Origin of the sequence: Brevibacillus sp. FSL K6-0770, assembly GCF_038000275.1 — a bacterium.
In the GTDB taxonomy this organism is placed as follows: Bacteria; Bacillota; Bacilli; order Brevibacillales; family Brevibacillaceae; genus Brevibacillus; species Brevibacillus parabrevis.
Genome location: NZ_JBBOBQ010000001.1, coordinates 5,392,483 through 5,416,463 on the forward strand (window position 1 = coordinate 5,392,483; position 23,981 = coordinate 5,416,463).

The following is a 23,981-nucleotide window of genomic DNA, read 5'->3' on the forward strand; positions in this document are numbered from 1 at the left end:
ATTACCAGGCTGACAAACCACCGTCAATTACAAATTGCTGACCCGTTACGTAACTCGATGCATCAGAAGCCAAGTACACCATTACCCCTACAATCTCATCTGGTCTTCCCATTCTGCCTAACGGAACACGATTAGAGTATTTCTCAATAAAGACTTCATTTTGGCCGCTTTGAATTCCACCAGGAATCAGAGTATTGACACGAATTTCCTGCGGAGCCCAATAGCTAGCCAAATATTTAGTCAGTCCGACGACTGATGCCTTAGAAGCCGAATAAACGGCAGGGGTGTTAATCTGCCGCCCTAAATAATGGGACCCTTCATAAATTCTATTATCCGGAGCTACGATCCCGTAGATCGATGCCGTTTGAATAATAGATCCCCCTTTTCCCTGCTGTACCATTTGCTTCCCTACTGATTGAGCAACCAAAAACATGCCATCGATATTGACGGACATAATTTCACGCCATTGATCCATAGAATACTCTTCGAACGGCGAGAAAAATGCATCTAAATCTTTGGACTTGCTTGCAGCATTGTTGTGAAGAACATGAATCTCCCCCAACGTTTTGACAACTTCATTTACCATTTCTTTCACAGATGTTGGCGAGGAGACATCACATGCTACCCCCAAACACTTGACACCAAAGGACTCTGAAAGCTCTTTGGAAAACTCTTCTGCTTCCTGTTGATTTAAATCAATAACAGCAACATTGGCACCGAATTCAGCAAGTCCCTGACAAATTTGCTTGCCGAGTATCCCAAGTCCCCCCGTTACAATAGCGGTCTTTCCTTCTAAGCTAAACATATTTTTATACAAATAAGGTTTCATATTTCTCCCTCTTTTCGCTCATTAAAAACTCGACAAATTTAAAATCAATTTCCGAATCAATATCGATCGAGCGATCCTCAGGCATTACATACAGCAACGTCTTTTCATTAAAGAGAGTTTTCTGAGCGAAAAATTCTTCGCGCTTCCACACATAAATAGAAGCATTCATATCAAAACACTTTGGAGAATCCTGTCTTCTAACAACCTGTCGCTCCAATGGCTTCGACAAGCGGACAATATTATTCGGGTCGAGTTCAACCAAGTTAAAATATGGAGACCTTCTGGCAGGGGCACCCGTTATCAAGTTAGCTCCATCTTGTTCTTCCAGAATCCGAATAGCCTCTTGAATGTCCTCTACATATCTCAATGGAGAAGTCGCATCCATATCGATAACAATATCAAAAGTCGTTTTCATCTGTTGCTCCACGGTTGTTACACAATGCTGGATAGCCGGTAATTTCGCTGACTCATCAGTTGCCATCTCGCTGGGACGTTCAATCAGTATGTCTGCACCATACTTTCTGGCTGCCTCCAGTATTTCGCTAGAATCACTGCTGACCGCTACACATTCAAACATTCCAGAAGCCTTCGCCTGCTTAATGCTAAACGCAATGAGAGGATGACCTAGCAAGGGGCGTATATTTTTATTTTTCACCCCTTTTGATCCTCCTCTGGCACAAATGGTACATAACCTCTTCATCTTGTGACCCAACTCCGTTTCTCATTTGCCTCTTCTGCTGCTTTTATCATGCTCATTACTTGCATAGCTTCATCAGATCGGCAAATGTCATGATCCACTCCACTCAAAGCAGCTCTGTGTTGCTCGATATACGTAAAATCACGTGATACGTTAAAATCCGTGTGTTCCTCGTTTACTGTTATCGTACTTTGAATCATGTCCAGCTTTATGGTGCCGTGGTCTGTATTCACTATTACAAAACGTTTCGCAACTCGATCTAAATAATTCACACTGATGGTTACAGCAGGGCAAAGCTTTGTTCTCATCAATAGCGTGTACACATCGTCGCTGCTTATCTCGAGTTCACTGAACTTCCCGCCTACCGCAGTCAGGCTTTCCCAACCTCCTAGTAACCAATTCGTATAATCAAGTTCATGGCTCAAATCTCGTAAAACACCGCCCCCCTTTTCTTTGCTCGCAGAGTAAGACTCTCTATAATCAGCCTGAGGGCGCCACTGCGGAAGATACTGACCTGTATATACATGAAAAGATAAAACTGTTTTATTGGCTAATAGCGACCGTAATTTTTGAATACCTGGATGAAAGCGAAGATTATAGCCCACATATAATTTTTGAAAAGAGTTGTTGGGCATGTTACATTCATGATCAAATATCGGCTTTTCTATAAGGACTTTCCCTTTAAATCCGTTCGCATTTAATTCTGAGATGGTGGCTAAATGTTCGGATGTTCTGTTAGCTACAATGACATAGTCAGGCTCTTCTCTTATTAACGCTTCCGAAATAGAAGGATAATAACAATCCCATTCAATTTCACGACGACTCACAACAGCTACTTTACAACCAAGACTGGTTAGCACTCTCGCATGCCGCATCCCGATAGACCCGAAGCCAATAACAAGTGCCTTCAACTGAATACCTCCATGTATTCCCTATTCGCTTTCTCAAAGTCTGTGATTCGCCCAATGTCCAACCAATACTCTCGAATCGGGAACGCAATCGTATCTTTTGCTTCTTTCAATAGCTTGTCGAACAGGCTTGGCATATCCAGATATGTGTTATGCGGGATATATTCAAGTACACTTGGATTCAACACATAGATTCCAGCATTCACAAAAAAGCGCTGTATTGGCTTCTCTTCAATGCTTGTCAACCGCTGCTTGTCCAGTCTGACTACCCCGTACGGAATCTGATGATCGTACTCACGAACACACATAGTTGCATGAGCCTGATAGTTCTTATGAAAGTCAAGCAATTGTTCAAAATGTACCTTCGTCAATAAATCGCCATTCATGACGAAAAATGGATCAGTCGGTCTTGCCGGCAACAAGCTCAGTGCTCCTGCCGTCCCTAAAGATTGCTGTTCTTCAATATAGCGAATCGTCACACCCCATCGCTCACCTGATCCAAAATGTTTCTGGATCATCTCTGCTTTATACTTCACTGAGATATAAAATTTATAGAAGCCTTGGTCTACAAAGCTTTGCAAGATCGTTTCTAATATTGGTTTGTCCCCCACCTTTAAAAGCGGTTTAGGGCAATCATGCGTGAGGGGATGTAACCGGGTTCCCAAACCCCCGGCCATTAATACGACCCAGTTTTCCTTCTTCTTCGGCCTAAGCAGTTCATCTAAAATTTCCACATGAACAATCCGACCATCCTCGTCAACAACCGGGATCTGGTGGAGCTGTTTAATTTTCATCAAAGCCAGCACATTATCCCTAGTATCGTAGGGAGAGGCCACAGTAGGGAACGAGTTCATTACTAAAGAAATATGATCGGTCAAAGCTCGTCCCTTTAACAAGCCTCTACGTATATCACCATCGGTTACAGTACCCAGCAAGCGATCTTCTTCATCCACTACAAGTGCAATTTGCCGTGCATTTTTATCTATAATTTCCAACGTATTAATGATAGGAGTTTGAGGAGATACTAGCAGATCTCTCCAGTTCACTATTCCTCACACCTTTCTAGCTGCAAGTCCCAATTATTTTAGCAGGTACTCCCACTACCTTCGTCTGTTCCGGGACATCCCTTATCACTACGGTCCCAGCTCCGATGATGCTCGACGTTCCTACTACGATGCCCTGAATAATGACAGCGCCCGTGCCTATATGAGAACTCGCATGAATTGTTATGCCTCCAGACAATGTAGCCCCAGGTGCAATATGAACGTGCTCTCCTATGATACAATCATGATCTACTGAAGCACGTGTGTTGACGATGGTATTGCATCCCAACTTGGTACCCGCTTGGATAACTGCCCCCGCCATAATTTGCACGCCTTCCCCTACAATTGCATTAGGAGAGATGATTGCACTTGGATGAATTGCATTGATAAACGAATACCCTTTTTCCTTAAAAGAAAGGTAGAGTCGCATTCTGCCCGAATTATCGCCTATGGAACCAAGGCCGTTGGCTAACAAAATCTTGTCCGCTGAGTAGGTCTCCACAACAGAATCATCGCCCAAGTAGTGAATACCCCAAAGCTTTCCTTTATTCGTTACATCTGTGTATCCAACAATTTGATAGCCCTGAAGCATCAACACCTCGGCGACAATTCTGGCATGATCACCTCCACCAAGAATTAGCACACTTTTCATAGTTCAATCACTTCATCAGGCTGATAATCTTTCATTGCTGGCTTTCCAATCAGTTCCCAAAAATGCATTGGCGTAATTCCATTCCCCGGCCGTTTGGCAGTAATATTTTCGCTGGTTAACAGCTCTCCCTTTTTAATACTGTGCGCGGCTACCAAGCTTTTGCGTGCAACATGCTTGTTTTTTAGTTCCGACAATGTCGGCATTTTCACGTTGGTTCCCAACGCCAACTCGATCTGCCTGATGGATTCTATCATTTGTTTCAACTCTTGCGGCTCAAGAGAAGCTTTATGGTCCGGGCCAGGCAAATTTCTGTCCAGAGTAAAGTGTTTTTCAATAATAACGGCACCACGCGCAACGGCTGCGATGGGAACAGCAATACCTTCTGTATGATCAGAGAATCCAACAGGGAGACCAAATGCTGTAGACAACGTATCCATTGCCCTCAAGTTGACTTCCCTAAAAGGGGCTGGATATTCCGTTGTGCAATGAAGCAATGACACTTTCTGTTGTAACGCTCGTTGTCCTTCAGCACTCGCGAACGCTCTCTGAAAGGCTGAAATGGATGAACTCTGATCCGAATGCACATATCCAAACGCAAGGACACCGAGTGCATCCTCAATTTCCCCCAAGGTAGACATTCCTGTGGAAAGAATAATCGGCAAGCCTGTCATCGCAGCTTTCAACAAAAGTGGAGCATTTGTAATTTCCCCAGAAGGCAGCTTGAGTTGATCCACGCGGATTTGCTCGGCCAATAAATCCACACTTTCAAGGTCAAATGGTGTAGACAAAAATTTAATGTTCAATTCTTTGCAGTATGCCACTAACTCCTCGTGCATGTCTGCCGTCATTTCAAGCTTTTCGACCATGTTAAGCTGGGACTCTTGCTCATCAGTCGTCTTCTTTTGATAATCGGCTTTTTCAGCATGTTTGCTGATAATATTTTTCGCCTTAAACGTCTGAAACTTCACTGCATCAGCCCCTGCTACTGCCGCTTGATGCACAAGTTCTTTTGCCATTTTCAAGGAACCATTGTGATTGACGCCTGCTTCAGCAATGATAAAGGTTTTTCTTCTCACAAAATCACCTTCTTTTTACAATATCTCTTTTAAGAGCATGAATGCTTCCGCAGCTTCAACACCAGCAGCCGATCCGCGGACATATGCGAGAGAACGAATAGTTTGTTCACTTCTTGGAAACGGAAAAGTACCCACTTCGCTTTCAAACATACGCATTACTTCTAGTTTTTTTTCTAAGTGGTCGGTAATATCCACAAAAACATTTGGTCGAAACCCGTTCGTATCCGGGTTCAAACCGAATTCCGTTTCAGATAAGGTTTCGTAAGCCAACACTCTTTTTACAAAGGAGTAGCGAAACCATTTAGTACATGAGACGGCAGCATCGAAGACATATTTATGATCGGTGTGGACATCTCCTGGATATGGAATATAGAGCACTTCTGGTTGAATGGCAAGAATAGCTGCACCCATTCTCTCCACAATCAGGCTCATCCCTACTTCATCCAGTTTCGTAGTTGGTAACTTTAGCTTATGTGTACTTGTGAAATTGTACTTCGTGGCAACCGCTTCTATTTCTCGCTCTCTAACCGCAATTTTCTCAGCGGAAAATCCTTGCTCTTCCCTCATCTCCGTAACAATTATCCAATGAACCTGATCGCCCTGTTCACCGTGTTTATAAATCGTCCCCCCACAACCCAATGTCTCATCATCGGGATGCGGAGCAATAAAAAGTACATTTCTGCTCATTAGTATGTAATGTCCTTTACTAAAAGATTGTCATCAATAGGAATATCAGCCAGCACATTTGCTATTTTCTGTGAAGAAAATCCATCGCCATAAGGATTGACACAATTCTTTACCTGTTCTCGATAATTCCTATCTGAGATAGCCTTGATAACAGCCGAACATATTTGCGGAACGGAGTGCGGAACAAATTGAACATTTTCTGCATGTAATCGGCCCTTCTGCCTGTTTCCTATATTAATTACAGGCAGATGCAATAAAGGAGCTTCAAGAATTCCAGCGCTAGAATTGCCAATCATGCAGCTCGCCTCTCTCATGATATTAACAAATTCCAGTCTGGGAATGTTTTTTGCCATATAAAGATACGGAAGATCTTGATATTCTTGTATAGCTTTAATTAATTGCTGGCTACCTGCATCTGAGTTCGGGTAACTTAGAATCGTTTTGATTCCCAGTTCCTTAACCGCTTCCATCGTCTGCTTCATCTGAAAGTAGGCTTCGTTAATTTCTGTCGAGATAATATGCTGAATCAGCAAAAGGAGTGGCTCGTTTTCTTCGATTGTAAAACCCAGTCTTGTAGATAATTCTTTTCTAGAAAGAACTGGTGTCTGTCGAATACGATCCAATCCTGGATTACCTGTATTGTAAACGCGGAAAGATTGTTCCCCCATTTTAAGCAACCGGGTAGCACTCTCTTCGTTTGTAACAAAATGCAAATGAGCTAGCTTGGAAACTGCATGCCTAACCTGATCATCTACGTTACCCACTACGCGGTCTCCTCCAGCAACATGAGCAACAGGAATGTTCATGTATGCTCCCACCAGAGCAGTCGTCATTGATTCTTCACGGTCTCCCAATACTAGTAAAAAATCTGGTTTTATCCGATTTACTGCCTGTACCAGACCTTGCAACTGTATAGCCAAGCCTTTTACTCGCGCAGAAGCCTGGTCACCATTTATCAAACTCTCGATTTCCTCTGCAATAAAAAAGCCGTCTTGTTTGATTTCGTTAACAGTAAGTCCATAAGCATCACTTAAATGGGCTCCAGTCACAATCAATTCCAGTTCCAAGTTAGGATGGGATTCAATCGCACAGTAGACAGAAGACATGATGTCATATTCAGAACGAATTCCGGTCACACCTAGCACTTTCCGCTTTTTCATCTTGACGCTCTCTCCCTTTGCAAACAATGGGTTAAAACAAACTGATATCCAATTCCTTTGGCGAACTGTTCGTCTACCTCTCTATCACCGAAAAAAACTACCTGTCTTGGATTCTTCACATCATGTAAAAGCTTTATTTTGTTTACTATGAGGGGAGATGGCTTCCCATATGCACTTCCATAAAGACCTGTAAAACCAACATTTTCTTCTTCAAACCACTTTGTTAACCCAAGTGCGTGGAATTTGGACCTCTGTAATGGAACCCTACCATCCGTTATAAGAAACATACCGTATTTTTGGTGAAAGTGCTGAAGCAAGTAAGTAACTCTATGTGTCAATGCCAATTTTGGCGAATAATTTCTGAATATATGCAAGCATTCCTCAATGATAGCTGCTTTTTCGCTCTCACTTAATTCACCATTCGAGAGGATTTCGTCAAAAATTCGATTGTACGAGCTTCCTTTCTCCAGCCATCTTTCTAGTAGACTTTGATAGACATCAGTAGCAGGCGAACTGACAAATGGGGCTATCAAGCTGGCAATAGGCTCATACACCTGCCTGATAAACTCCAGTTCATCATATAAGGTCCCATCCATATCAAATCCGACGTATTTCACAATATCCCAATCAATTGTTGGAAACAAAGACTTCAGCATAATACCTCTTCATTTTCAATCCATATTGGATAGGCTTAGGAGTGATTCGTTTTCCATAAATAAAATGATCTACCATCAACGAGATCCAATTTTCTGTGGCCGCAAAACCTAGAGCCATGCCGCCCGCAATTCGAGGATTAATTTCAATAAATTGAATCTCACCATTTTCTTGCAAAAAACATTGCATATTAACCGGCCCGGCAAAAGGGATAGCCCTGCATATTTTTTGCACCCATTCTTCGATCAAGGGTTGCTTCTCTACAATTCCTCCAGTAGACTTCCCTTGAATAACCCCTTCTCTGCGACGTGGTACAATGTATACTGGATGTGACTCTTTATCACAAAAAACATCTACGGTATATTCAATTCCACTTGCAAGCTCTTGTGAAATCATCCCGTCCATTTCCACACTGGATTTTTCCACTCGTACTCCAACTGCCCCGCGACCATTCCTTGGTTTTACCAACGGGAATATTTGCTCAAGGCTCGTAGCAGGAGTCGGTATTCCTTCACGAACAAAAAATTGATAAGTTTGCCACTTATCCTGAAAAGTACGTACCGTTTCTACAGGAGACAAAATTATATCAATACCTAGTTGGGACATTTGCTGTTGGCGCTCTGCCCAGCCACTCAATGTTTCATCTAGCGAGGGAATAACCGCATTCACTTTATGATCTATCAGTTTTTCCACCGTTTGTTCCCAAAGATCAGGGGCATTCTTAGATGGCATCCGAATGAAATCTGTTGCGAGGTATCGCCCGACACAATCCGGGTCGATATCAGATGCAATTGCCGCATGACCAGCTTGTCGAATGGCACGAATGATGTAGGCGGCTGACATGCTCCCGGATGCTTCAGTCAAAATCCTTAGCATAGCGAGTCTCCCCCTATCTTTTTATCTACTACAAGACTATATACGAGATATTTGGCTCAAACGGAAAGCGATTGACTTGTGTTTTTCTAAGGTCCAATGTTTCTAGTAATGCTTGTGTCTCCCCAGGCCACCATGGGTTGTGAATTTCGTCAAAAGCCAAAATTGCTCCTTTTGGCATCCGATGGAGAAAATGATCTAATGCTACTTTTGTCGGCTCATACAGATCAAAATCCAAAAATAACAAGCTTACCAATAAATGTGGATTTTCTTTTATATATTGCGGAATAGTATGAGTCGCATCGCCTTTTACCAATTCCACTTTAGAAAATTGATTCAAGAATCGGTTTTGATCATATTCTTGAATCACATCTGTCAATTCCTGAAAAGAATCGTAACCTGTAGCAAAACCACCTACACGCATTTGACTATTCTCGTTACTAATACTTCCTTGATCGCTCTCATGAATAGAAGGAAATCCTTCAAATGTATCAAATCCAATAACTCTTCGATCAAAAGCATACGGTTCAAGACCCGAAGACAGTTTTGCCCATGCCATTACGCCACCGCCATGATGCAACTATGCTTCCCTTTATATTGGCTTGTAGTTTAAACAACTCATATCTAGCTAAAAATCTAGTCATCGTTTGTCGCCGAATATATTTCTCAAAATTATCAAGTCTATTCTGTAGAGAACCATATCCTTTTTCAAAAACAGTCGACACTCTGATTCCTCCTTTATAAGGATATCAACCCAGGACTACTTGGAATATTGATCAATTTCCGTTCAATGACTGTCGCTGTGTCGATTTTCATACTCGGGCATCCCTCGAAAATTTGCAGTGTATGTAACAGCTTCCACACAGGCCTTGTCATAATGCCCTCTGAATTAGTTAACTCCAGTATCTCATCGCGAAGCTCCACGTTATCCTGATCCAGCAACAATGCATTGAGCCAAAAATTACTCGAAACGTTTTCTTGCTCCTCCCAAAATGAAATCCCAGCCAATTGGCTAAAAGCATCTCGATATAAATTGGCCAGCTTTCTTTTTCTGCTCAGGAAGTCTGGTAACTGTTCCAGTTGTGCGCATCCCAGAGCTGCGTTTATGTTGGGCAAGCGGTAGTTATAACCGACTTGATCATGCTCGAATTCCCATTTGTGCATTTTTTTGGCCGTGGTGGTCAAATGCTTCGCCAATTTCCCTAATGACTCATCATTGGTTAAAATTGCGCCACCGCCACCTGTTGTAATAACTTTATTCCCGTTAAAACTGAGTGCCGAAACACGTCCCCAGTTCCCGGTATGCTTTCCCTTGTAATAAGATCCTAGTGATTCAGCCGCATCTTCTATCAATTCCAGCCGGAACCGCTCGCATACGCTCACAATCGCGTCTAGGTCCACAGGATGTCCAAAAGTATGCATCGGCACTAACGCTTTAATTCGCCTTCCGGTAATTCGGTTGTAGCAACCATCGCCGCGGACTTCTGCAATTTCCTGCAAATAGCCTTCAAGCTTGTGAGGATCAACTCCCAATGTCTTTTCACATGCATCAACAAAATGAGGAATCGCTCCGCAGTAAACAACTGCGTTTGCCGTTGCAATAAAAGTCAGCGTTGGAATCAACACCTCGTCCCCTTGCTCGACCCCCACCAGCTTCAAGCAAATATGCAAAGCAGCTGTGCCATTTACCACGGCAACAGCACGCTTCACACCTGTATATTCGGCAAGCATTTCCTCAAAACGATCTACATATTTGCCAACAGACGACACCCAGCCAGTATCCAGGCAGTCTTTTACGTACTTCCATTCATTCCCTTGGAAACTAGGTTCATGAAGAGCAACAAATGCTTTATCGGTATCGGCTACTGCTTTTATAGTGGATACTACCGCTTCAACTGAAAATGGTCGCATCATACGTTATATATACCTGCCTTATACTGCGATAGATTCGCTGGATTCGTAAACCACTCGATCGTTTCCTGCAATCCGCGTTTCAACCCGTTTTTGTCCCCATATGCCGGTTCCCATCCCAACAATTGCTTGGCCTTTGTATTATCCGCCCACAAACGCTCAACTTCACTTTTTTCTGGACGAATCCGTTTATCATCTGTTTGGATGTCAATCGATTGCCCCATCAATTCAGCAATGATCTCTGCTGTCTCTCCGATGGATACTTCGTAGTTGCTACCTATATTAATTACCTCTCCTACGGATTGACTCGACTGTGCTATCGCTATAAAGCCACTTACTGTGTCCTGTACATAATTAAAATCACGAGTCGGATGAATGGAGCCCAGACGAATAACGTTTTGCCCACTCGCGATTTGCGTGATAATGGTAGGAATCACAGCGCGAGCGGACTGTCGAGGGCCATAGGTGTTAAAAGGACGAATAATAGCGACAGGTAAATCAAACGAGTTATAGAATGACATTGCCATTTGATCAGCACCAATTTTGCTTGCCGAGTAAGGCGATTGGCCTTGTAACGGATGCTCTTCAGTAATAGGTACAAACTTTGCTGTCCCATAAACTTCACTGGTAGAGGTATGTACAATCTTTTCCACGCTACATTCACGAGCAGCCTGCAGAATATTCAGCGTCCCTTTAATGTTCGTATCCACATAAGTATCGGGTGAATGGTAGGAATATGGAATGGCAATAAGAGCCGCCAAATGCATGACGACGTGACAGTCCTGCATCGCTTTTTTTACTCCATGCGGATCTCGAATATCCCCAGCAAAAACATCCAATTCGCTCAGGATTTCTCTTGGGGAATGATCCAGCCATCCCCATGAGTTAAACGAGTTATAATTCACAAAAGCCTTTACATCTACTCCATCTCGCACTAATTTCTCCGTCAAATGGGAGCCGATAAAACCATCCGCTCCAGTAACAAGCACTTTTTTTCCACTGAGGTTCATCTCAGCGCCTCCAGTCTATACTACAATTGGTTCCCCCAGTATTTTCTCGTGAATATCTTCCAAGATCTTTTTGACAAGCACAGAATCACTTTTGCAAGAACTCAAATAGTTACCGAATTGATCAACCACACGACGTGATTTTGTTTTTGGATCAGGCTCTGGCCGTATATCATCAAACATTTTTAGTACCAACTGAAACTCCATATGATTCATCGGTTGAACGATTCGCATATTAAGTTTATTCGCCTGGAGTCGATCAAACAATTTATCAAATTTGGTAAGGCAAACTTCCAACTGCTTGTTATTTTGACTCTCAATAAATCGATCCATATCCTCCAGCAGTTCAGCAAATCGTCGAATGATTTTGCCAAGTTCGTCGCAGGAAGAAAGCAACTCTCGAATCACCTTTTTAAAATACTCCAAGTCGTAGCGATAACCATCTTGTTGGGAGATTACTTCCAGCCAATCTGTCTTTACTACATGCGGGATCGTTAGTTGTTCTGCAATCAACTGTTCCATAGGAAGGAAGACGGTACCCTCTATATGTGCGCCGCCTTTGGTTGTGTTTATAATATCTGTTCTTGCAATCTTTTGAATGAGGGCTTCCATTTCCTCTCTCATTTCAACATGACCCCGACCGCTTAATGTGACATTGCCGTGTACATCTTTTACCTCAACCGCATATTCTTTTTTCTTATCTCCCAAATCAGTACCTGTATATTCGACACCCTGGGCGTATACCTGGCCGCCGCGATAGGCAAGGTTTTGTCCTGTGAAAATGATAGGGGAGAAGCCCAATTGGTCCAGAATCTGCAAAGTTAAGGTAGCAATGCTGCCGAACCTGTCAATATAGTGGAATGGACGATTATCTTCATCCTTCAAAAACAGATCGATGATATAATCATCACGCACCAAAAAATTGCTCATTTTCCCTGGATAATTTTGTACTGTTTCAAATCCCATCGTACTACCAAAAATCAAAGGAACACTGTCAATCTCGTTTTCGAGTACCTTTCGGAAAACTTTCGTGTTCATCGCGCTACCATCGTATGCGAAAGCGGCATCTGGCACTATTCCAGCATTCAGCAATTGGTTGATAGATGATCCAACAGCAAAAATGTATGCTAAACCATTTTCCTTGATATAACGCAGGTTTTCGAATTCGTCGTTGAGCGATGGTCCCGCCCCAACAATGATCGCTGGCTTCCCTTTGAAGTACCCGTTATGTGCAGCAAGGATATTGGGTGTCTTGACGATGGCGGGCAAATTAAACAACCCATTAATTGCCATTCTTTTCGCAAAAACTTTTCCGGTAATAATCCGTTCATGCGCAGCATATACAACATCGCGAAACATTTTGATGAAAGTTTGCGTCTGTTCAGAAAAGATCCGTTTATAACTTGGTAAAATAACGAGATAAATTTCGTCTTCCAAAAGATTAGTCAGTTCTATTAAATATTTTCTGCAATCGTCTGGATTTTCCTCAACCATCAAGTTTTTCAACCTTTTGACAGGAATCCATTCATCAATTTTTTTACGCTCGATCAGCTGCTGAAAAATAGCCATATTCGGCTCATAAATGGAAAAGGGCGTATTGGGAAATTTTTTAATGAACGCATCAATATGATAACCAAATCCCGCACCATAAAATAATACATGCCGATCCTGGATCTCTTCCAACGAATCGATAAAACGCTCGGCTTCCTTTTCCGGATTATACTTGCTGTGAACGTAATTCCATCCAGACTCCATAAGAATGGATACTGTCCAACCTTGCATCTGAGTTGGTTCCAATTTCACCTGATCTTTTATTTCAAGCTTCGGGTTTCGACACTTCGCCCAGATTTCTGGATAGTGCTTTTTTAAAGAGTTCACATTATCAATTAGCACCATTCCCATTCACCTCTTGAGAGCCAATATCCTCCAGCGCTTCTTGGATAGCTTGATAGCGAGGGATAATCTCATATTCAATCATGTCGCCAAGCAAACCAGTATCCTGTTGAATTACTGCCGTATTGATGGTTTCCATTTCGCTAGTGAAAGTAAAGAGCGTTTCATACTCTGGATAAAATGGAGTGGTATTTTGGATCCACATCAGTCCTTCTACAAGCTTGCCCAAATCCTCCCACGTTTCAGAAGTGACATTCTCTGTCTGAAAGTGGTAAGCCAACCCATTGAGATACTCTATCGAACGGCTCGTATAATCCTTTATCGATAATAACGTTTCCTTCGCCAACTCTTCTTCTGTCATTAAAATTGGTTCAATCGTTTCAATCGTTTCAATCGATTCGGCGATTTCTTCCTCAAAATCTTTGTATACCTCTCTGCCATCGATTCGCACTCCGCAAAACGTCATTGTTTTTTCTGCCATCGTTGCTTTTATAATAGAAAAAATGTATTCGATAACGTTTTCTTGTGTCCGATCAACATGGTACTCTTGGCCAGCTACTAGTATCTTCATGAGAACCTCCCTTTCATCGCTCTTTATGTATATCGGTTCCTTTTCAACATTCAATTATATGATAAACATGGAAAAATAAAAAAGCATGGGCTTCCAGGTGGAAACCCATGCTTTATTTTGCACTGAAAAATTAGCGGAGCAATTGCAGAACGCCTTGTGGCAATTGGTTTGCTTGTGCCAGCATTGCTTGAGAAGCTTGTGTAAGAATGTTGTTCTTAGTGAACGCCATTTGCTCTTTCGCCATATCTACGTCGCGGATACGGGATTCAGCAGCTGTCAGGTTCTCAGCAGTGATGTTCAGGTTGTTAATGGTGTTTTCCAAACGGTTTTGGTTAGCACCCAAGTAGGAACGAGCAGCAGATACTTTGTTAATGAATGCATCGATGCTTTTCAGCACGCTTTTCGCAGCGCTTTGAGTATCGATTTTCCAAGCGCCAACTTTAGTTGCAACGCTGGTCAGATTGAACTTGGAAGTGTCCAGAGTCAGAACTTGGGCAGCATCTTGACCGATTTGCAGGTCGATGTCTTTATTGGAGTTTCCATCCAACAGGCTGATACCGTTGAATTTGGTGTTAGTTTTGATGTTTGTTACCTCGTTGGACAGCTCTGTCAACTCTTCTTGCAGGCGTTTGCGGTCTGCATCGGAATCGTAAGTACCGTTCGCAGATTGAGTAGCCAGTTCTTTTACACGAACGAGGATGTTGTTTACAGTTTGCAATGCACCTTCAGCTGTTTGTACCAAGGAGATACCGTCTTGAGAGTTGCGGGAAGCTTGCTCCATACCACGGATTTGTGCGCGCATGCGCTCGGAGATGGAAAGACCAGCAGCATCGTCAGCAGCACGGTTGATACGGTAGCCGGAAGACAGCTTTTCAACGTTTTTCGACAGGTTGCCTGTGTTGACACTCAATTGACGGTGAGTGTTCATTGCGGAAATATTGTGGTTGATAATCATTGTTTTTCCTCCTTGATTTATACCCGTCACGTCCATGTGACTGAGATCTATTTAGGACTATTTTACAATCGCGCGCTTGTAACTTTGTCCCTACATTACTTATATCGGTAAATTACTCGTCAACTTTAATGGATTTCAAAAGTTTTTTTCAAAAAAATCTCCTCTTTGTACACCTAACCAAAAAGGAGATTCAAGTTACTTCATATTTCGCAAAATGAGATGATACCTGGAAGAGTAGCCACCCGTATTAACGTTCTCGCGTCTGATCAGATTACATTCCAATATTTCGAAATTACATCCAATCAGCTTTTCAATTTTCCCGTAGTTAAAATAAGACTGGACGGTTCCTTTCTCATGAAGAGTTTCCACGTCTTCTTCTCCCGAAAATTCCCGAGCATGACGAGAATCATCTCCGGAGATTAAATCACAGTAGAATAGCCCGCCCTTTACCAATACTCGCTTAACCTCGTCCATGGTTTGAGTGGCCTCTTCAAACCGCATACTATCCAAGACTCCGTGACTTATAACGAAGTCAAAAAAATCATTTTCCCACGGCAGACTTTGCGTGTATCCTTGTCTAACTTTACTGTCTAAATTTGAAATGCCTTCTTTTTCTGCCCATGTGACCGCTACTTGAATTGCCGTATCAGAAAGGTCGATGCCGTAAGCATCCAGCCCCATCTGATGAGCATATATTACATGCCGTCCAATTCCGCATCCCAAATCCAATATTTTAGGCTTAGACGAATTCGTGTAAACATCTCGAAACTCGAACAGACCTGTTCGCTTGCGAATATACTTCGATGTGAACCTGATAATTTCTTCATGAGGATAAAAAACAAAGTTATCTTTGTTCTGATAGGAAGCTTCCCATTCTGACTTGTAGCTACTCATGTCTCATCATCTTCTTTCTCATGAACATCCTCATGTACAGTCCTCTGTTCTTCTTTCAAAATAGCCTTCATAGAGGACCACGACACTGTGCTTTCAGAGGCTACACGATTCTCTTCTTGAATCGCTTCATATATTTCGGTTCGATAAATTTCTACATCTCTTGGTGCTTCAATCCCTAGTCGAACCGTTTCTCCATCAACAGAAATCACTTTAATGACTATATTGTTATTCAGCATGATAGACTCATTTTTTTTGCGAGATAATACTAGCATTTGAACATCACCTACTCTCTTGTCGAGATTTGCTCGACTAACAACGGCTGGTGAATGGAATATGTGTCGTCCTGTAAAATTACTTGTTTGGCCATACGATTTGCGAGATTAACCACAATAGGTGCCTTCAAGTTCACAGAGACACGCTGCATTTCTCGAATAGTTACAATTGTAAAGATTGCTATGGGGGTTTCATCTTCTATGCGGAGTGAAGTCTTAGCTGCTTCAGAAAGTTCAAATTCGTATCCGCTGAAAAAAACAAATGGATTGACCACCCAAAACCCGATCTCCCTTTCTTCAGCAGACTGAATCAGAAAAAAAGGGCTTTCTTCTTCCTGCATCAACTGAAAAAACTGCAAATGGGAAAACCCCGGAATACCATCTTCAAAAAATAGCTTGCCCAATTCCACTCGTTGACTTGCGTTCATGTTTTCCCCTCGCTTATATCGTTTGATCCAGTTGACCGCCTACAGTATCAATTTTCAGGCTATTGTACTGTATCATATATGGCTCCACCTTCCCCGGCTTGTATGACAGTTCAGGTTGTTTAATCACAGGATCAATACTCATTCCGTTGCGCTCAACATGGATGTTCACAGGCGTCGACTCGACACGGATCTCTACACCTTCATCAGTTGACGCTGCCGGCGGTGTATATCCACTCTCCAACATGCGCAAACCTTTTTCTCTGCCAATAGATGCTATGACATTCTCTTTTGTATAGATCCGCATCATTCTGTCTCCCTCCTGACTTTTCTCCGCAATGGCTTGGAGGGCTTTTTGTTGACCATATGAAGCAAGACTAGCTGTAAATTCCATAGAAGTCATAATACCAATGTTGGTACGCGCCTGACTAGAATCAATGGACAAAACAGTGCGAGCTTGTTCAATTCGCAGCTTTGCAGGTACTTGTCGCAGGTTCAATTCAGCTTGCGGCTGTTTAATCTCCTGGACAGGCTTGTTTATATTTAATCCTAGTTGAGCAAACGTGCTCTCCAATCGAATTTTTGGAATTTGCATCGGCTACTCTCCCTACTTTTTCTAACGCAGAAAATCCAGCAAAGTTGGCTGAATGATTCTGGCGCCTGAACCTAGAGCTGCGGAGTGAACACTCTCCTGTGTTTTCAGATCTGTCATCACCTTTGCCACATCAGCATCTTCATTCTTTGACATTAGCTCATTAATACTTACCTCTTGCGTCTTTAAACGGTCCGCAATTAGTTCAACACGGTTTACACTTGCTCCCAGTGCGGCTCGCTCAGCTAATAATTTGTCAAACTGCTGCTCCATCCCTGTGAGAAACTGAGTAGCATCTCTACCATTTTCTAACTCACCAATAATATTATCCAATACCTTAAACATATTGTTTGCATTATCCGGAAAATTGAATAGGTTTTGCGCATTAATATTTGATGTTACAAAAACATTTTGGCTTACTTCCAAATTGATAGAAGAGCTATTCGTACTGACAAAATCACCTTTGCCCCCATTAGCTGTAAAATCGTACGGCGCTTTATTTGTATCTGTACCAGCAAAAATATACTTTCCATTAATTTGCTGATTGGCTAAAGTTCCTAAGTGGATTTTCAGTTCGCTAACTTCAGACGCCATTGTCTTCAAATCGTCAGGCGAAATAGCTCCATCCCCGGAGTATACAAGAAGCTCCTTAATACGCTTCATGACGTTCCCAATTTCATCCATCGTACTATCCGTCATATCCATCCAGGACTTCGCTTCATCCACGTTCCGCTTATACTGATCATTCTCCATCAATGAGGAACGATAAAACATCCCGCGTGCTGCCACTACCGGGTCATCGGATGGTTTGGCAATTTTGCTCCCCGACGACAGCTGTTGCTGTAGCTTGTCCATGCTGCGCATGGAATTATGCAGATTCCGCAGCATATTGCTGTTCAGCATGTTCTGCGTTACACGTACCGCCATGATCTATTTCCTCCTAACTAGAGGCCAACTCGGCCCATGCCATTGATGACTTTGTCCAAGATTTCGTCCATGCTTGTCATGACGCGGGCAGATGCGCTGTAAGCGTGCTGAAATTTCACCATTTCTGCCATTTCGTCATCGATCGATACGCCTGATACGGATTGCCGCTGGCTGTCTACAGTTCCGACCAGCATTTCCGAGTTCAACTGATTGCGGGTAGCTTCTTGTGCGTCCACACCCAATTGGCTGATCGTATAACGATAGTAGTTATCCAAAGTTGAGCTTTCCGCCAGATCGTTCGAGCCCGTTCCGGCAGCCAACACTTTAAATTTGATGGAGGCAATCGCCAACGCGTTTTCGTTGTTTCCAACCGGTGTATGGACTGCTTCCGGTTTTGCCGCAGCGATAGCATCCAGGCTTCTCATAATCTCGGGATTAACGACAAGACTAGAGGCACTTGTTGGATAATTTTTCGTTGTAGCATCTGCAGCCAAAGCAGTTGCATCTACAAAGAATGGCAGATCCTGTGCGGTGCCATTATTAATATCGTTCAAGCTCCGTCCTGCGCGATGTATATCATTGATTTCCTTAGCCAAATTCACAGCCAAGACATCCAGACGTTTTAGCATATTTGGCACAATCTGATCACGCGATTGGAGAGTGCCTGCCATATAACCAGATGTCGGAACGAAAGCCGCTCCACCCAGCGTGAGATCACTCAAACCCGTGGCGACATTTCGCTGAGCAACTACTGGTTGGGCAGCAATGCCGTTAACAAATTCGCGTCCTTCAATCGTTACGTTCACCATACCTGCAGTGGTTTGCGTCACTCGGATATCTACCAGCTTGGAGAGCTTATCCAAGAGAACATCACGTTGATCATACAAATCGTTTGGCTGGTAGCCATGTGGCACGATATTGGAAATCTGATTGTTCAAGCTGGCTATTTGCTGTCCCAAAGAGTTGATTTCCATCGCCTTCACATTCACTACATTGTCCAGATCAAGTTGCACTTCTTTGATATGGTTCGTCAATGTGTTAAATGTATCCGCAACCGCCTTGCTGCGTTCGCGAACAACAGCACGTGCCGATGTATCTGTCGGGTCTTTAGCCAAGTCCTGCCAGGCTTGCCACATCTGGTCCATGACTTTTTGCAGCCCTGTATCAGAAGGTTCGTTCATTATCCCTTCCAGCTTTTCAAGTGTTTCCAAGCGACCATCCCAATATCCTTGACGCTTGTGCTCATTTCGATATTGAATATCCAGAAACTCTTCTCGCAACCGCTGAATACTGTCAGCTTGCACACCCGTACCAAGCAATCCTGGCTCGATGGTTGCCTGCATCCCAACATAAGGCAACCCGGTAGTAGCCTGCATGTTGACCCGCTGACGGCTGTATCCTTCCGTATTCGCATTCGCAATGTTATGCCCCGTCGTATTCAGCGCAGACTGCTGTGCGAACAGGCCGCGTTTGCTTACTTCAATTCCGTGAAAAGTCGAGCGCATGTCAGCACCTCTTTACGCTTTTTTATTGAAAAAAGTTCGGCTCGCCTGACGGTAGGTGTCCGTGCTCGGATTGCCGTAAATGAAGTCGTCCTCCGGCGTGTCCGTGATCAGGTCGAGTGTCATGTTTACAAAAGAAAGGGATTGCTCCAGCAACTGCTGATTCAGCTCGTTTGCCTCACGCAGTTCGGCGACAATCCGGACAAGCTCGTCTCGATAGGATGCAAGCCGCGTCTTCTCTTCCGCACTGGTCGTCAACTTGATCAATTCAGCCAGTGTGCCTTCCTGAAGCGCAAAGCCTTTCTTTTCGGTCAGTTCTTGCACCAAGGTTTGGCGGGCTGCTTCAGCAGCAGTGACGCCCTTGATCAGCTTTTGTTCCTGGCGGGTAATCGCCACCAGCTCATCGACATCTCCTTTTACCAGCACGTCTTTTTTGTGTGCGGCCAAAGTGTACAAGGCTTTGTGCAACCGGATCAAGTTGTCGAGCAGATCGTAGAGTCTATCCATGTTCGCGCTTCTCCTCGTCTTCCCTAGAGAACTGGTTTATAGCTTTTTCCAAAAGGACAGGAGCTTCTCTGCAATTCGCTCGCTGGAGACACGATACGTGCCTTCCTCCACTTGCTTCTTCAATTGCTCCACCTTTTCACGACGCTGTGGCGCGTTCGTGTCTTCCACCTGGCGCTGCATTTCCAACGCTTCCGTAGAAATGTTTACTTCATCCTTGCCCATCGGGATTTTCCCACTTTTGCCTACCTGGTTGTTGCTCGTCTTGTTGTAGGCGTTGATCATCCCGACACGGTTCGGTTCATTAATCCGCATCTGATTACCATCCTCTCAATCCACCGGACATTTTCATGGGAACACGTCCCTTTATCAAAAGAAAAACCGATGATACCTCTTAGTAGTATCATCGGCAATTTCCTGATTGACGATTAGTTTTTTTGCGCAAAACTATTCGTCAGTATTCTTCCTTCTTCGATAAGCGGCTGCTTCCGCCTGACGTGCGCGAGCATCTTCTGCAAGGCGCCGATCCACTTCAAGCTGCTGCGAAATCTCGTGTTTCAAGTCTTTCATGCACGAGTCGCACATGTTTCCGGTACGGATCAAAATTCCACAAATTTCGCATGGGTAACCAAGTTCCGGGTTGCCTTCTACAGAAATGCGCCCTTCCTTGATAAACTTCGTAATTTGCTTCACGCTCACACCAGTAGCTTCGCTCACCTGATGAATATTAGCTCCGCGATTCTCGCGCTTGCGCAGAAACCGGGCGCATTTTTCATATTCCTGCTCCACTTGTTGATAGCATTTGGGGCAAATGTCACGGACTGTTTGTACAAATAAAGCATCACACCGCGAGCAGTTTGCCAGTTTGCCCAGAGACATAGAAACAACCCCTTCAACATCCAGAAAGTTCATTTGGTTCGCAACTGCTGATTGCTTCCATGATAACGTAATTTTACCAAACTGGCTATCTGTATATTGTCAAGGAATAAATTTCACAAACTGTTCCCAAGTGTGCTCGCAAAGTGCTGGCACAAGAACGAAGAGTCGAGCCTGTCGTATATATATCGTCGATCAGAAGAACCCGCAGAGGAGTGCCGGACATTACAGGACTATTCGCCCCGCCCTTGACCTTGACTCGCGCGACCCCGCCAGAGCAAGCAGAGGATAGGTCTGCAAGCACAGCCCCTTGCGCCCACGCAAAAGCATCTCTCATGCTCTCCTCGCGATACACACGCCCGCCTTGCTTGCTCAGCTTCTCTGTCGCTTTCGTTCGCTCCAGCAACGTTTTGACCGGAACTCCTATGGCGTGTCCCAAAGCTTTGGCAAGCAGTTCCACCTGATTGAAGCCTCTTTCCCGAAGCCTTGTTGGATGAAGGGGAACAGTCGTGATGCAAGTAAAACGCGAAGGCGTATGGTAGCGGTAAATCGCGATGGTTAAAAGCGCACTGAAAAAACTAGCCAATCGCTCATCCCCACGGTATTTGAACAGGCTGACCAGACTTTTTCCTTTCTCGTCATATTGGAGCAGGCTGCGGTTGTTAGACAACGGCACGCTCGCTCGATCTACGCAATCGCGGCACAATCCATCGCGACAAATGACCTCGCTGCACATGTCTCGCCCACACTGATGACAAATCTGCTCTCCGATGAACGGCAGGGCTTCCAAGCAGCCTGCACACACCTGGAGCTTTTGCAGCAAACGATATACGACCGGGTAAGTGGCGGCTGAACTGGAAAGAGATCGTGCACGCTTGCGGACAATCCCTTCTCTTTGCAGGGCATTCAAATGTCCGCCACAAGCCACACATGACTGGATTGTCACGCATTATCCACCCCAGCTTCCGCAAGCTTTTTCGCCAATTGGTTCATTCGGCTGATTTGCCTGACTGCCAGCTTCGTGGTCGCAGCGCGCTCAGCCTGCAAAAAAAGCACAGAGCCTGCCGTGTCATCGAACGATCTGCCCACGCGCCCCGCAATTTGCACCAAAGAGGCTTCATCGAAGACGGGCGCCTCCGCTCCTACGACAAGCACATCGCTCTTCGGAATGGTGACCCCGCGTTCCAGAATCGTGGTTGTCACCATGAGCGTATAGCGTCTGTTGCGAAAAGCGAGCACCTTTTCCTCGCGCAACGGGTCGGAGGCGTGGACGCCCGCCATCTGTTCCGACCGATCCGGCATCGCCTTTTGCAAATAGGCAAGCACCACGTCCACGTCGTCAATGCGGGGAACGAAGACGAAAACTTGCCGCTCGGCATCCAGTGAACGCTTGACTGCATTCGTCATCTGCGGCACCGCTCGCTTCGTCCGAACGCGCTTGTGCAAGCCTTTGATCGTGAGAATCTCAGGCACAGGCAATGGCTTGCCGTGGTAGCGACCGGGTAAAAGCACATGAGTGGCTGAAGCAAGCGGCAATGCCGCGGAACTTGCTGATTTTGAACGAGCGTTTGAAACGAGCCGTTTTTGCAAATAGAGCGGGGGAGTCGCGCTCAAATAGAGCAGCTTGCCCGTCTCGTGTACAGCTCTCGCCAGCGCCCGATAAAGCACAGGATTGTTGTGATAAGGAAAAGCATCGGCCTCGTCAAGTACAACCAGCAGGAAGCGGCGATGATAACGCATGACTTGGTGGGTCGTTGCAATCGTGATATCGCTCTCTTCCCATTTCTCGGCACTGGCGCCATGGACAGCAATTACACGCGCTTCGGGAAACACTCGCCGAATACGCGGAGCCAGCTCCAGCACTACGTCTTTTCGCGGAGTAGCGATCAATACACGCCCTCCCGACGAAAGTGCCTCAGCGACAGAAGGAAAGAGCAGCTCGGTTTTCCCAGCCCCGCACACTGCCCAAATCAAAAACTCCGACCGCCCCGGATGTGAGCCCGCTACGAACCGCCGAGCGCGTTCGGCAGCTCTCGCCTGATCTTGCGAGTAGCGCCCTGTCCACTCCAGCCTGGCCGGCTGCCCCATTCCTTTTTCTCTCCCAATGTCGGCTGAGGCACTTGACGCAATCAACATATACGGCGTGCAGCACTTGCTCCTGCCCATTCCCAGGCATATCGTGCAGTAGGCGCAGCCTTGCTCACACGAATGGCAATATATCAGCTGCAACGCTCTGCCCTCGCTGCCGCATCGCTCACAGAAAAGCACCAGTCGCTTGCGTCGCCAATTGCTGACGACTCCCATGCGCACTCCTGGAAGCCACTGCACTTTGCCAGCCAAGACTCCTTCATGCAGCACAGCTGCCAAATCGCCAACTTCTACCCCTCGCTTGCACAAAAGCGTCTCGATCTCTTCCCAGAGAAGCGCTCGTCCATCCAGCAGTTTGCCGAGAACGCTTGCGCTCGCTCCATCCGCTGTGAGCGAAGTTCTTCGAAGCAATGAATGGCGCGAGAAAATCTTGTACCCTCCTGCTGATTCAGCATCCTTTTGACAAGCATGCACTTCGCATCTGAACTCTACAACCTTCCATGCAAACCAGTCTTTTGGCGGCTGCCTCATGCAAGCGAACGCACTGGACCAGAAAACTTGATTGTCATCCCGCTCCCTGTCGGTCACTTCCCGCCCATACAGCCCACTCGCCTCCCGAACCTTCCCCACAGCCAAATGCCGCAGCTCAGCGACCACTCCATCCGTCAGCTTTTGCCGCTCTGGCAGTCGCTTGCGTATGTATTCGTTTATTTGCTCCCGTAAGGAAAAGGCCAAAGCGAGCGATGACGTCTTGCCGATGACGTGCAGAATGCAGCTCTCTCGCTCCTGCCAAAAAGATTGGTCGACAGCAAAGCTCGGTGTCACGTACGTCTGAACCGACGACACTGCTTCTGTGCCCGATTTGATGTACAGCAAAAACTCGCGCATGTGCCTTCCCCCGCTCCCCACCTGTCCTCTTACCATCAGTTTGCAAAAAGACAAGACGGGTCAGCAAATCTTTTTCACGAGCAAAACGCAGCATCAC

The 23,981-nt window shown here is 44.9% G+C and carries 27 protein-coding genes; all 27 read right to left on the minus strand.

What is annotated here, in order from left to right; genetic code table 11:
- Window position 1 precedes the first annotated feature (1 nt).
- Window positions 2-829 (minus strand): SDR family oxidoreductase, encoded by an 828-nt coding sequence (locus NST23_RS25620; protein WP_173596415.1) that lies wholly within the window; start codon window positions 827-829, stop codon window positions 2-4.
- Window positions 810-1,529, minus strand: coding sequence for an acylneuraminate cytidylyltransferase family protein (locus NST23_RS25625; protein ID WP_173596414.1), 720 nt, complete (start codon window positions 1,527-1,529; stop codon window positions 810-812). Before NST23_RS25625 ends, NST23_RS25620 begins: the two co-directional genes overlap by 20 nt.
- Window positions 1,526-2,437, minus strand: coding sequence for a Gfo/Idh/MocA family protein (locus NST23_RS25630; protein WP_173596413.1), 912 nt, complete (start codon window positions 2,435-2,437; stop codon window positions 1,526-1,528). The genes NST23_RS25625 and NST23_RS25630 overlap by 4 nt, the downstream gene beginning before the upstream one ends.
- On the minus strand, window positions 2,434-3,483 hold the full coding sequence (locus tag NST23_RS25635) for a nucleotidyltransferase family protein (RefSeq protein ID WP_173596457.1): 1,050 nt from the start codon (window positions 3,481-3,483) through the stop codon (window positions 2,434-2,436). The genes NST23_RS25630 and NST23_RS25635 overlap by 4 nt, the downstream gene beginning before the upstream one ends.
- A 13-nt stretch (window positions 3,484-3,496) precedes the next feature.
- Window positions 3,497-4,129, minus strand: a complete 633-nt coding sequence (locus NST23_RS25640) for an acetyltransferase (protein ID WP_173596412.1) — start codon at window positions 4,127-4,129, stop codon at window positions 3,497-3,499.
- Window positions 4,126-5,205, minus strand: coding sequence for an N-acetylneuraminate synthase (gene neuB / locus NST23_RS25645; protein WP_173596411.1), 1,080 nt, complete (start codon window positions 5,203-5,205; stop codon window positions 4,126-4,128). The genes NST23_RS25640 and neuB overlap by 4 nt, the downstream gene beginning before the upstream one ends.
- A 15-nt stretch (window positions 5,206-5,220) precedes the next feature.
- Complete coding sequence (locus NST23_RS25650; RefSeq protein WP_173596410.1) at window positions 5,221-5,892, minus strand: PIG-L deacetylase family protein; 672 nt, start codon at window positions 5,890-5,892, stop codon at window positions 5,221-5,223.
- A complete protein-coding gene (gene neuC / locus NST23_RS25655; protein WP_173596409.1) occupies window positions 5,892-7,052 on the minus strand; it encodes a UDP-N-acetylglucosamine 2-epimerase in 1,161 nt (386 codons plus the stop codon). Before neuC ends, NST23_RS25650 begins: the two co-directional genes overlap by 1 nt.
- Window positions 7,049-7,708: an HAD family hydrolase gene (locus tag NST23_RS25660; RefSeq protein WP_173596408.1), complete on the minus strand. Its 660-nt coding sequence runs from the start codon at window positions 7,706-7,708 to the stop codon at window positions 7,049-7,051. The genes neuC and NST23_RS25660 overlap by 4 nt, the downstream gene beginning before the upstream one ends.
- Window positions 7,680-8,582, minus strand: coding sequence for an ATP-grasp domain-containing protein (locus NST23_RS25665; protein WP_173596407.1), 903 nt, complete (start codon window positions 8,580-8,582; stop codon window positions 7,680-7,682). The genes NST23_RS25660 and NST23_RS25665 overlap by 29 nt, the downstream gene beginning before the upstream one ends.
- Window positions 8,583-8,610: 28 nt before the next feature.
- Window positions 8,611-9,138 carry a TylF/MycF family methyltransferase gene (locus tag NST23_RS25670; RefSeq protein WP_217365012.1) on the minus strand — a complete coding sequence of 176 codons (528 nt, stop codon included), beginning with the start codon at window positions 9,136-9,138 and terminating at the stop codon, window positions 8,611-8,613.
- A gap of 179 nt (window positions 9,139-9,317) precedes the next feature.
- A complete protein-coding gene (locus NST23_RS25675; RefSeq protein ID WP_173596406.1) occupies window positions 9,318-10,493 on the minus strand; it encodes a LegC family aminotransferase in 1,176 nt (391 codons plus the stop codon).
- Window positions 10,490-11,500, minus strand: a complete 1,011-nt coding sequence (locus tag NST23_RS25680; protein ID WP_173596405.1) for an NAD-dependent 4,6-dehydratase LegB — start codon at window positions 11,498-11,500, stop codon at window positions 10,490-10,492. Before NST23_RS25680 ends, NST23_RS25675 begins: the two co-directional genes overlap by 4 nt.
- A gap of 15 nt (window positions 11,501-11,515) precedes the next feature.
- On the minus strand, window positions 11,516-13,393 hold the full coding sequence (locus NST23_RS25685; protein WP_173596404.1) for a motility associated factor glycosyltransferase family protein: 1,878 nt from the start codon (window positions 13,391-13,393) through the stop codon (window positions 11,516-11,518).
- A complete protein-coding gene (locus tag NST23_RS25690; protein ID WP_173596403.1) occupies window positions 13,380-13,961 on the minus strand; it encodes a hypothetical protein in 582 nt (193 codons plus the stop codon). The genes NST23_RS25685 and NST23_RS25690 overlap by 14 nt, the downstream gene beginning before the upstream one ends.
- Window positions 13,962-14,091: 130 nt before the next feature.
- Window positions 14,092-14,916, minus strand: coding sequence for a flagellin N-terminal helical domain-containing protein (locus NST23_RS25695; RefSeq protein ID WP_173596402.1), 825 nt, complete (start codon window positions 14,914-14,916; stop codon window positions 14,092-14,094).
- A 195-nt stretch (window positions 14,917-15,111) separates the two neighbouring features.
- Window positions 15,112-15,810 (minus strand): class I SAM-dependent methyltransferase, encoded by a 699-nt coding sequence (locus tag NST23_RS25700; protein ID WP_173596401.1) that lies wholly within the window; start codon window positions 15,808-15,810, stop codon window positions 15,112-15,114.
- On the minus strand, window positions 15,807-16,082 hold the full coding sequence (gene csrA / locus NST23_RS25705; protein ID WP_173596400.1) for a carbon storage regulator CsrA: 276 nt from the start codon (window positions 16,080-16,082) through the stop codon (window positions 15,807-15,809). Before csrA ends, NST23_RS25700 begins: the two co-directional genes overlap by 4 nt.
- Before the next feature lie 11 nt (window positions 16,083-16,093).
- Window positions 16,094-16,510: a flagellar assembly protein FliW gene (locus NST23_RS25710; RefSeq protein WP_173596399.1), complete on the minus strand. Its 417-nt coding sequence runs from the start codon at window positions 16,508-16,510 to the stop codon at window positions 16,094-16,096.
- Between the two features lie 13 nt (window positions 16,511-16,523).
- Window positions 16,524-17,102 carry a DUF6470 family protein gene (locus tag NST23_RS25715; protein WP_173596398.1) on the minus strand — a complete coding sequence of 193 codons (579 nt, stop codon included), beginning with the start codon at window positions 17,100-17,102 and terminating at the stop codon, window positions 16,524-16,526.
- A gap of 21 nt (window positions 17,103-17,123) precedes the next feature.
- The gene (gene flgL, locus NST23_RS25720; protein ID WP_173596397.1) at window positions 17,124-18,026 is read right to left on the minus strand and encodes a flagellar hook-associated protein FlgL; all 903 of its coding nucleotides are present in this window, start codon (window positions 18,024-18,026) and stop codon (window positions 17,124-17,126) included.
- 17 nt (window positions 18,027-18,043) lie between these two features.
- On the minus strand, window positions 18,044-19,531 hold the full coding sequence (gene flgK / locus NST23_RS25725; RefSeq protein ID WP_280648634.1) for a flagellar hook-associated protein FlgK: 1,488 nt from the start codon (window positions 19,529-19,531) through the stop codon (window positions 18,044-18,046).
- A 12-nt stretch (window positions 19,532-19,543) separates the two neighbouring features.
- The gene (locus NST23_RS25730; protein WP_063230725.1) at window positions 19,544-20,035 is read right to left on the minus strand and encodes a flagellar protein FlgN; all 492 of its coding nucleotides are present in this window, start codon (window positions 20,033-20,035) and stop codon (window positions 19,544-19,546) included.
- Window positions 20,036-20,071: 36 nt separating this feature from the next.
- The gene (gene flgM, locus NST23_RS25735; RefSeq protein WP_063230724.1) at window positions 20,072-20,347 is read right to left on the minus strand and encodes a flagellar biosynthesis anti-sigma factor FlgM; all 276 of its coding nucleotides are present in this window, start codon (window positions 20,345-20,347) and stop codon (window positions 20,072-20,074) included.
- 132 nt (window positions 20,348-20,479) lie between these two features.
- On the minus strand, window positions 20,480-20,911 hold the full coding sequence (locus NST23_RS25740; protein WP_122962640.1) for a TIGR03826 family flagellar region protein: 432 nt from the start codon (window positions 20,909-20,911) through the stop codon (window positions 20,480-20,482).
- A gap of 85 nt (window positions 20,912-20,996) precedes the next feature.
- Window positions 20,997-21,854: a ComF family protein gene (locus NST23_RS25745; RefSeq protein ID WP_340964893.1), complete on the minus strand. Its 858-nt coding sequence runs from the start codon at window positions 21,852-21,854 to the stop codon at window positions 20,997-20,999.
- Entirely contained in the window at window positions 21,851-23,884 is a 2,034-nt protein-coding gene (locus NST23_RS25750) for a helicase-related protein (protein WP_340964895.1), read from the minus strand. Before NST23_RS25750 ends, NST23_RS25745 begins: the two co-directional genes overlap by 4 nt.
- Between the last annotated feature and the right edge of the window lie 97 nt (window positions 23,885-23,981).

Excerpts from the sequence above, each read along its gene's own strand:
- NST23_RS25620 (WP_173596415.1), bottom strand. The coding sequence starts at position 829 with ATGAAACCTTATTTGTATAAAAATATGTTTAGCTTAGAAGGAAAGACC.
- NST23_RS25625 (WP_173596414.1), bottom strand. The coding sequence starts at position 1,529 with ATGAAGAGGTTATGTACCATTTGTGCCAGAGGAGGATCAAAAGGGGTG.
- NST23_RS25640 (WP_173596412.1), bottom strand. The coding sequence starts at position 4,129 with ATGAAAAGTGTGCTAATTCTTGGTGGAGGTGATCATGCCAGAATTGTC.
- NST23_RS25650 (WP_173596410.1), bottom strand. The coding sequence starts at position 5,892 with ATGAGCAGAAATGTACTTTTTATTGCTCCGCATCCCGATGATGAGACA.
- neuC (WP_173596409.1), bottom strand. The coding sequence starts at position 7,052 with ATGAAAAAGCGGAAAGTGCTAGGTGTGACCGGAATTCGTTCTGAATAT.
- NST23_RS25660 (WP_173596408.1), bottom strand. The coding sequence starts at position 7,708 with ATGCTGAAGTCTTTGTTTCCAACAATTGATTGGGATATTGTGAAATAC.
- NST23_RS25665 (WP_173596407.1), bottom strand. The coding sequence starts at position 8,582 with ATGCTAAGGATTTTGACTGAAGCATCCGGGAGCATGTCAGCCGCCTAC.
- NST23_RS25670 (WP_217365012.1), bottom strand. The coding sequence starts at position 9,138 with ATGGCATGGGCAAAACTGTCTTCGGGTCTTGAACCGTATGCTTTTGAT.
- NST23_RS25675 (WP_173596406.1), bottom strand. The coding sequence starts at position 10,493 with ATGATGCGACCATTTTCAGTTGAAGCGGTAGTATCCACTATAAAAGCA.
- NST23_RS25680 (WP_173596405.1), bottom strand. The coding sequence starts at position 11,500 with ATGAACCTCAGTGGAAAAAAAGTGCTTGTTACTGGAGCGGATGGTTTT.
- NST23_RS25685 (WP_173596404.1), bottom strand. The coding sequence starts at position 13,393 with ATGGTGCTAATTGATAATGTGAACTCTTTAAAAAAGCACTATCCAGAA.
- NST23_RS25690 (WP_173596403.1), bottom strand. The coding sequence starts at position 13,961 with ATGAAGATACTAGTAGCTGGCCAAGAGTACCATGTTGATCGGACACAA.
- NST23_RS25695 (WP_173596402.1), bottom strand. The coding sequence starts at position 14,916 with ATGATTATCAACCACAATATTTCCGCAATGAACACTCACCGTCAATTG.
- NST23_RS25700 (WP_173596401.1), bottom strand. The coding sequence starts at position 15,810 with ATGAGTAGCTACAAGTCAGAATGGGAAGCTTCCTATCAGAACAAAGAT.
- csrA (WP_173596400.1), bottom strand. The coding sequence starts at position 16,082 with ATGCTAGTATTATCTCGCAAAAAAAATGAGTCTATCATGCTGAATAAC.
- NST23_RS25710 (WP_173596399.1), bottom strand. The coding sequence starts at position 16,510 with ATGAACGCAAGTCAACGAGTGGAATTGGGCAAGCTATTTTTTGAAGAT.
- NST23_RS25715 (WP_173596398.1), bottom strand. The coding sequence starts at position 17,102 with ATGCAAATTCCAAAAATTCGATTGGAGAGCACGTTTGCTCAACTAGGA.
- flgL (WP_173596397.1), bottom strand. The coding sequence starts at position 18,026 with ATGGCGGTACGTGTAACGCAGAACATGCTGAACAGCAATATGCTGCGG.
- flgK (WP_280648634.1), bottom strand. The coding sequence starts at position 19,531 with ATGCGCTCGACTTTTCACGGAATTGAAGTAAGCAAACGCGGCCTGTTC.
- NST23_RS25730 (WP_063230725.1), bottom strand. The coding sequence starts at position 20,035 with ATGGATAGACTCTACGATCTGCTCGACAACTTGATCCGGTTGCACAAA.
- flgM (WP_063230724.1), bottom strand. The coding sequence starts at position 20,347 with ATGCGGATTAATGAACCGAACCGTGTCGGGATGATCAACGCCTACAAC.
- NST23_RS25740 (WP_122962640.1), bottom strand. The coding sequence starts at position 20,911 with ATGTCTCTGGGCAAACTGGCAAACTGCTCGCGGTGTGATGCTTTATTT.
- NST23_RS25750 (WP_340964895.1), bottom strand. The coding sequence starts at position 23,884 with ATGCGCGAGTTTTTGCTGTACATCAAATCGGGCACAGAAGCAGTGTCG.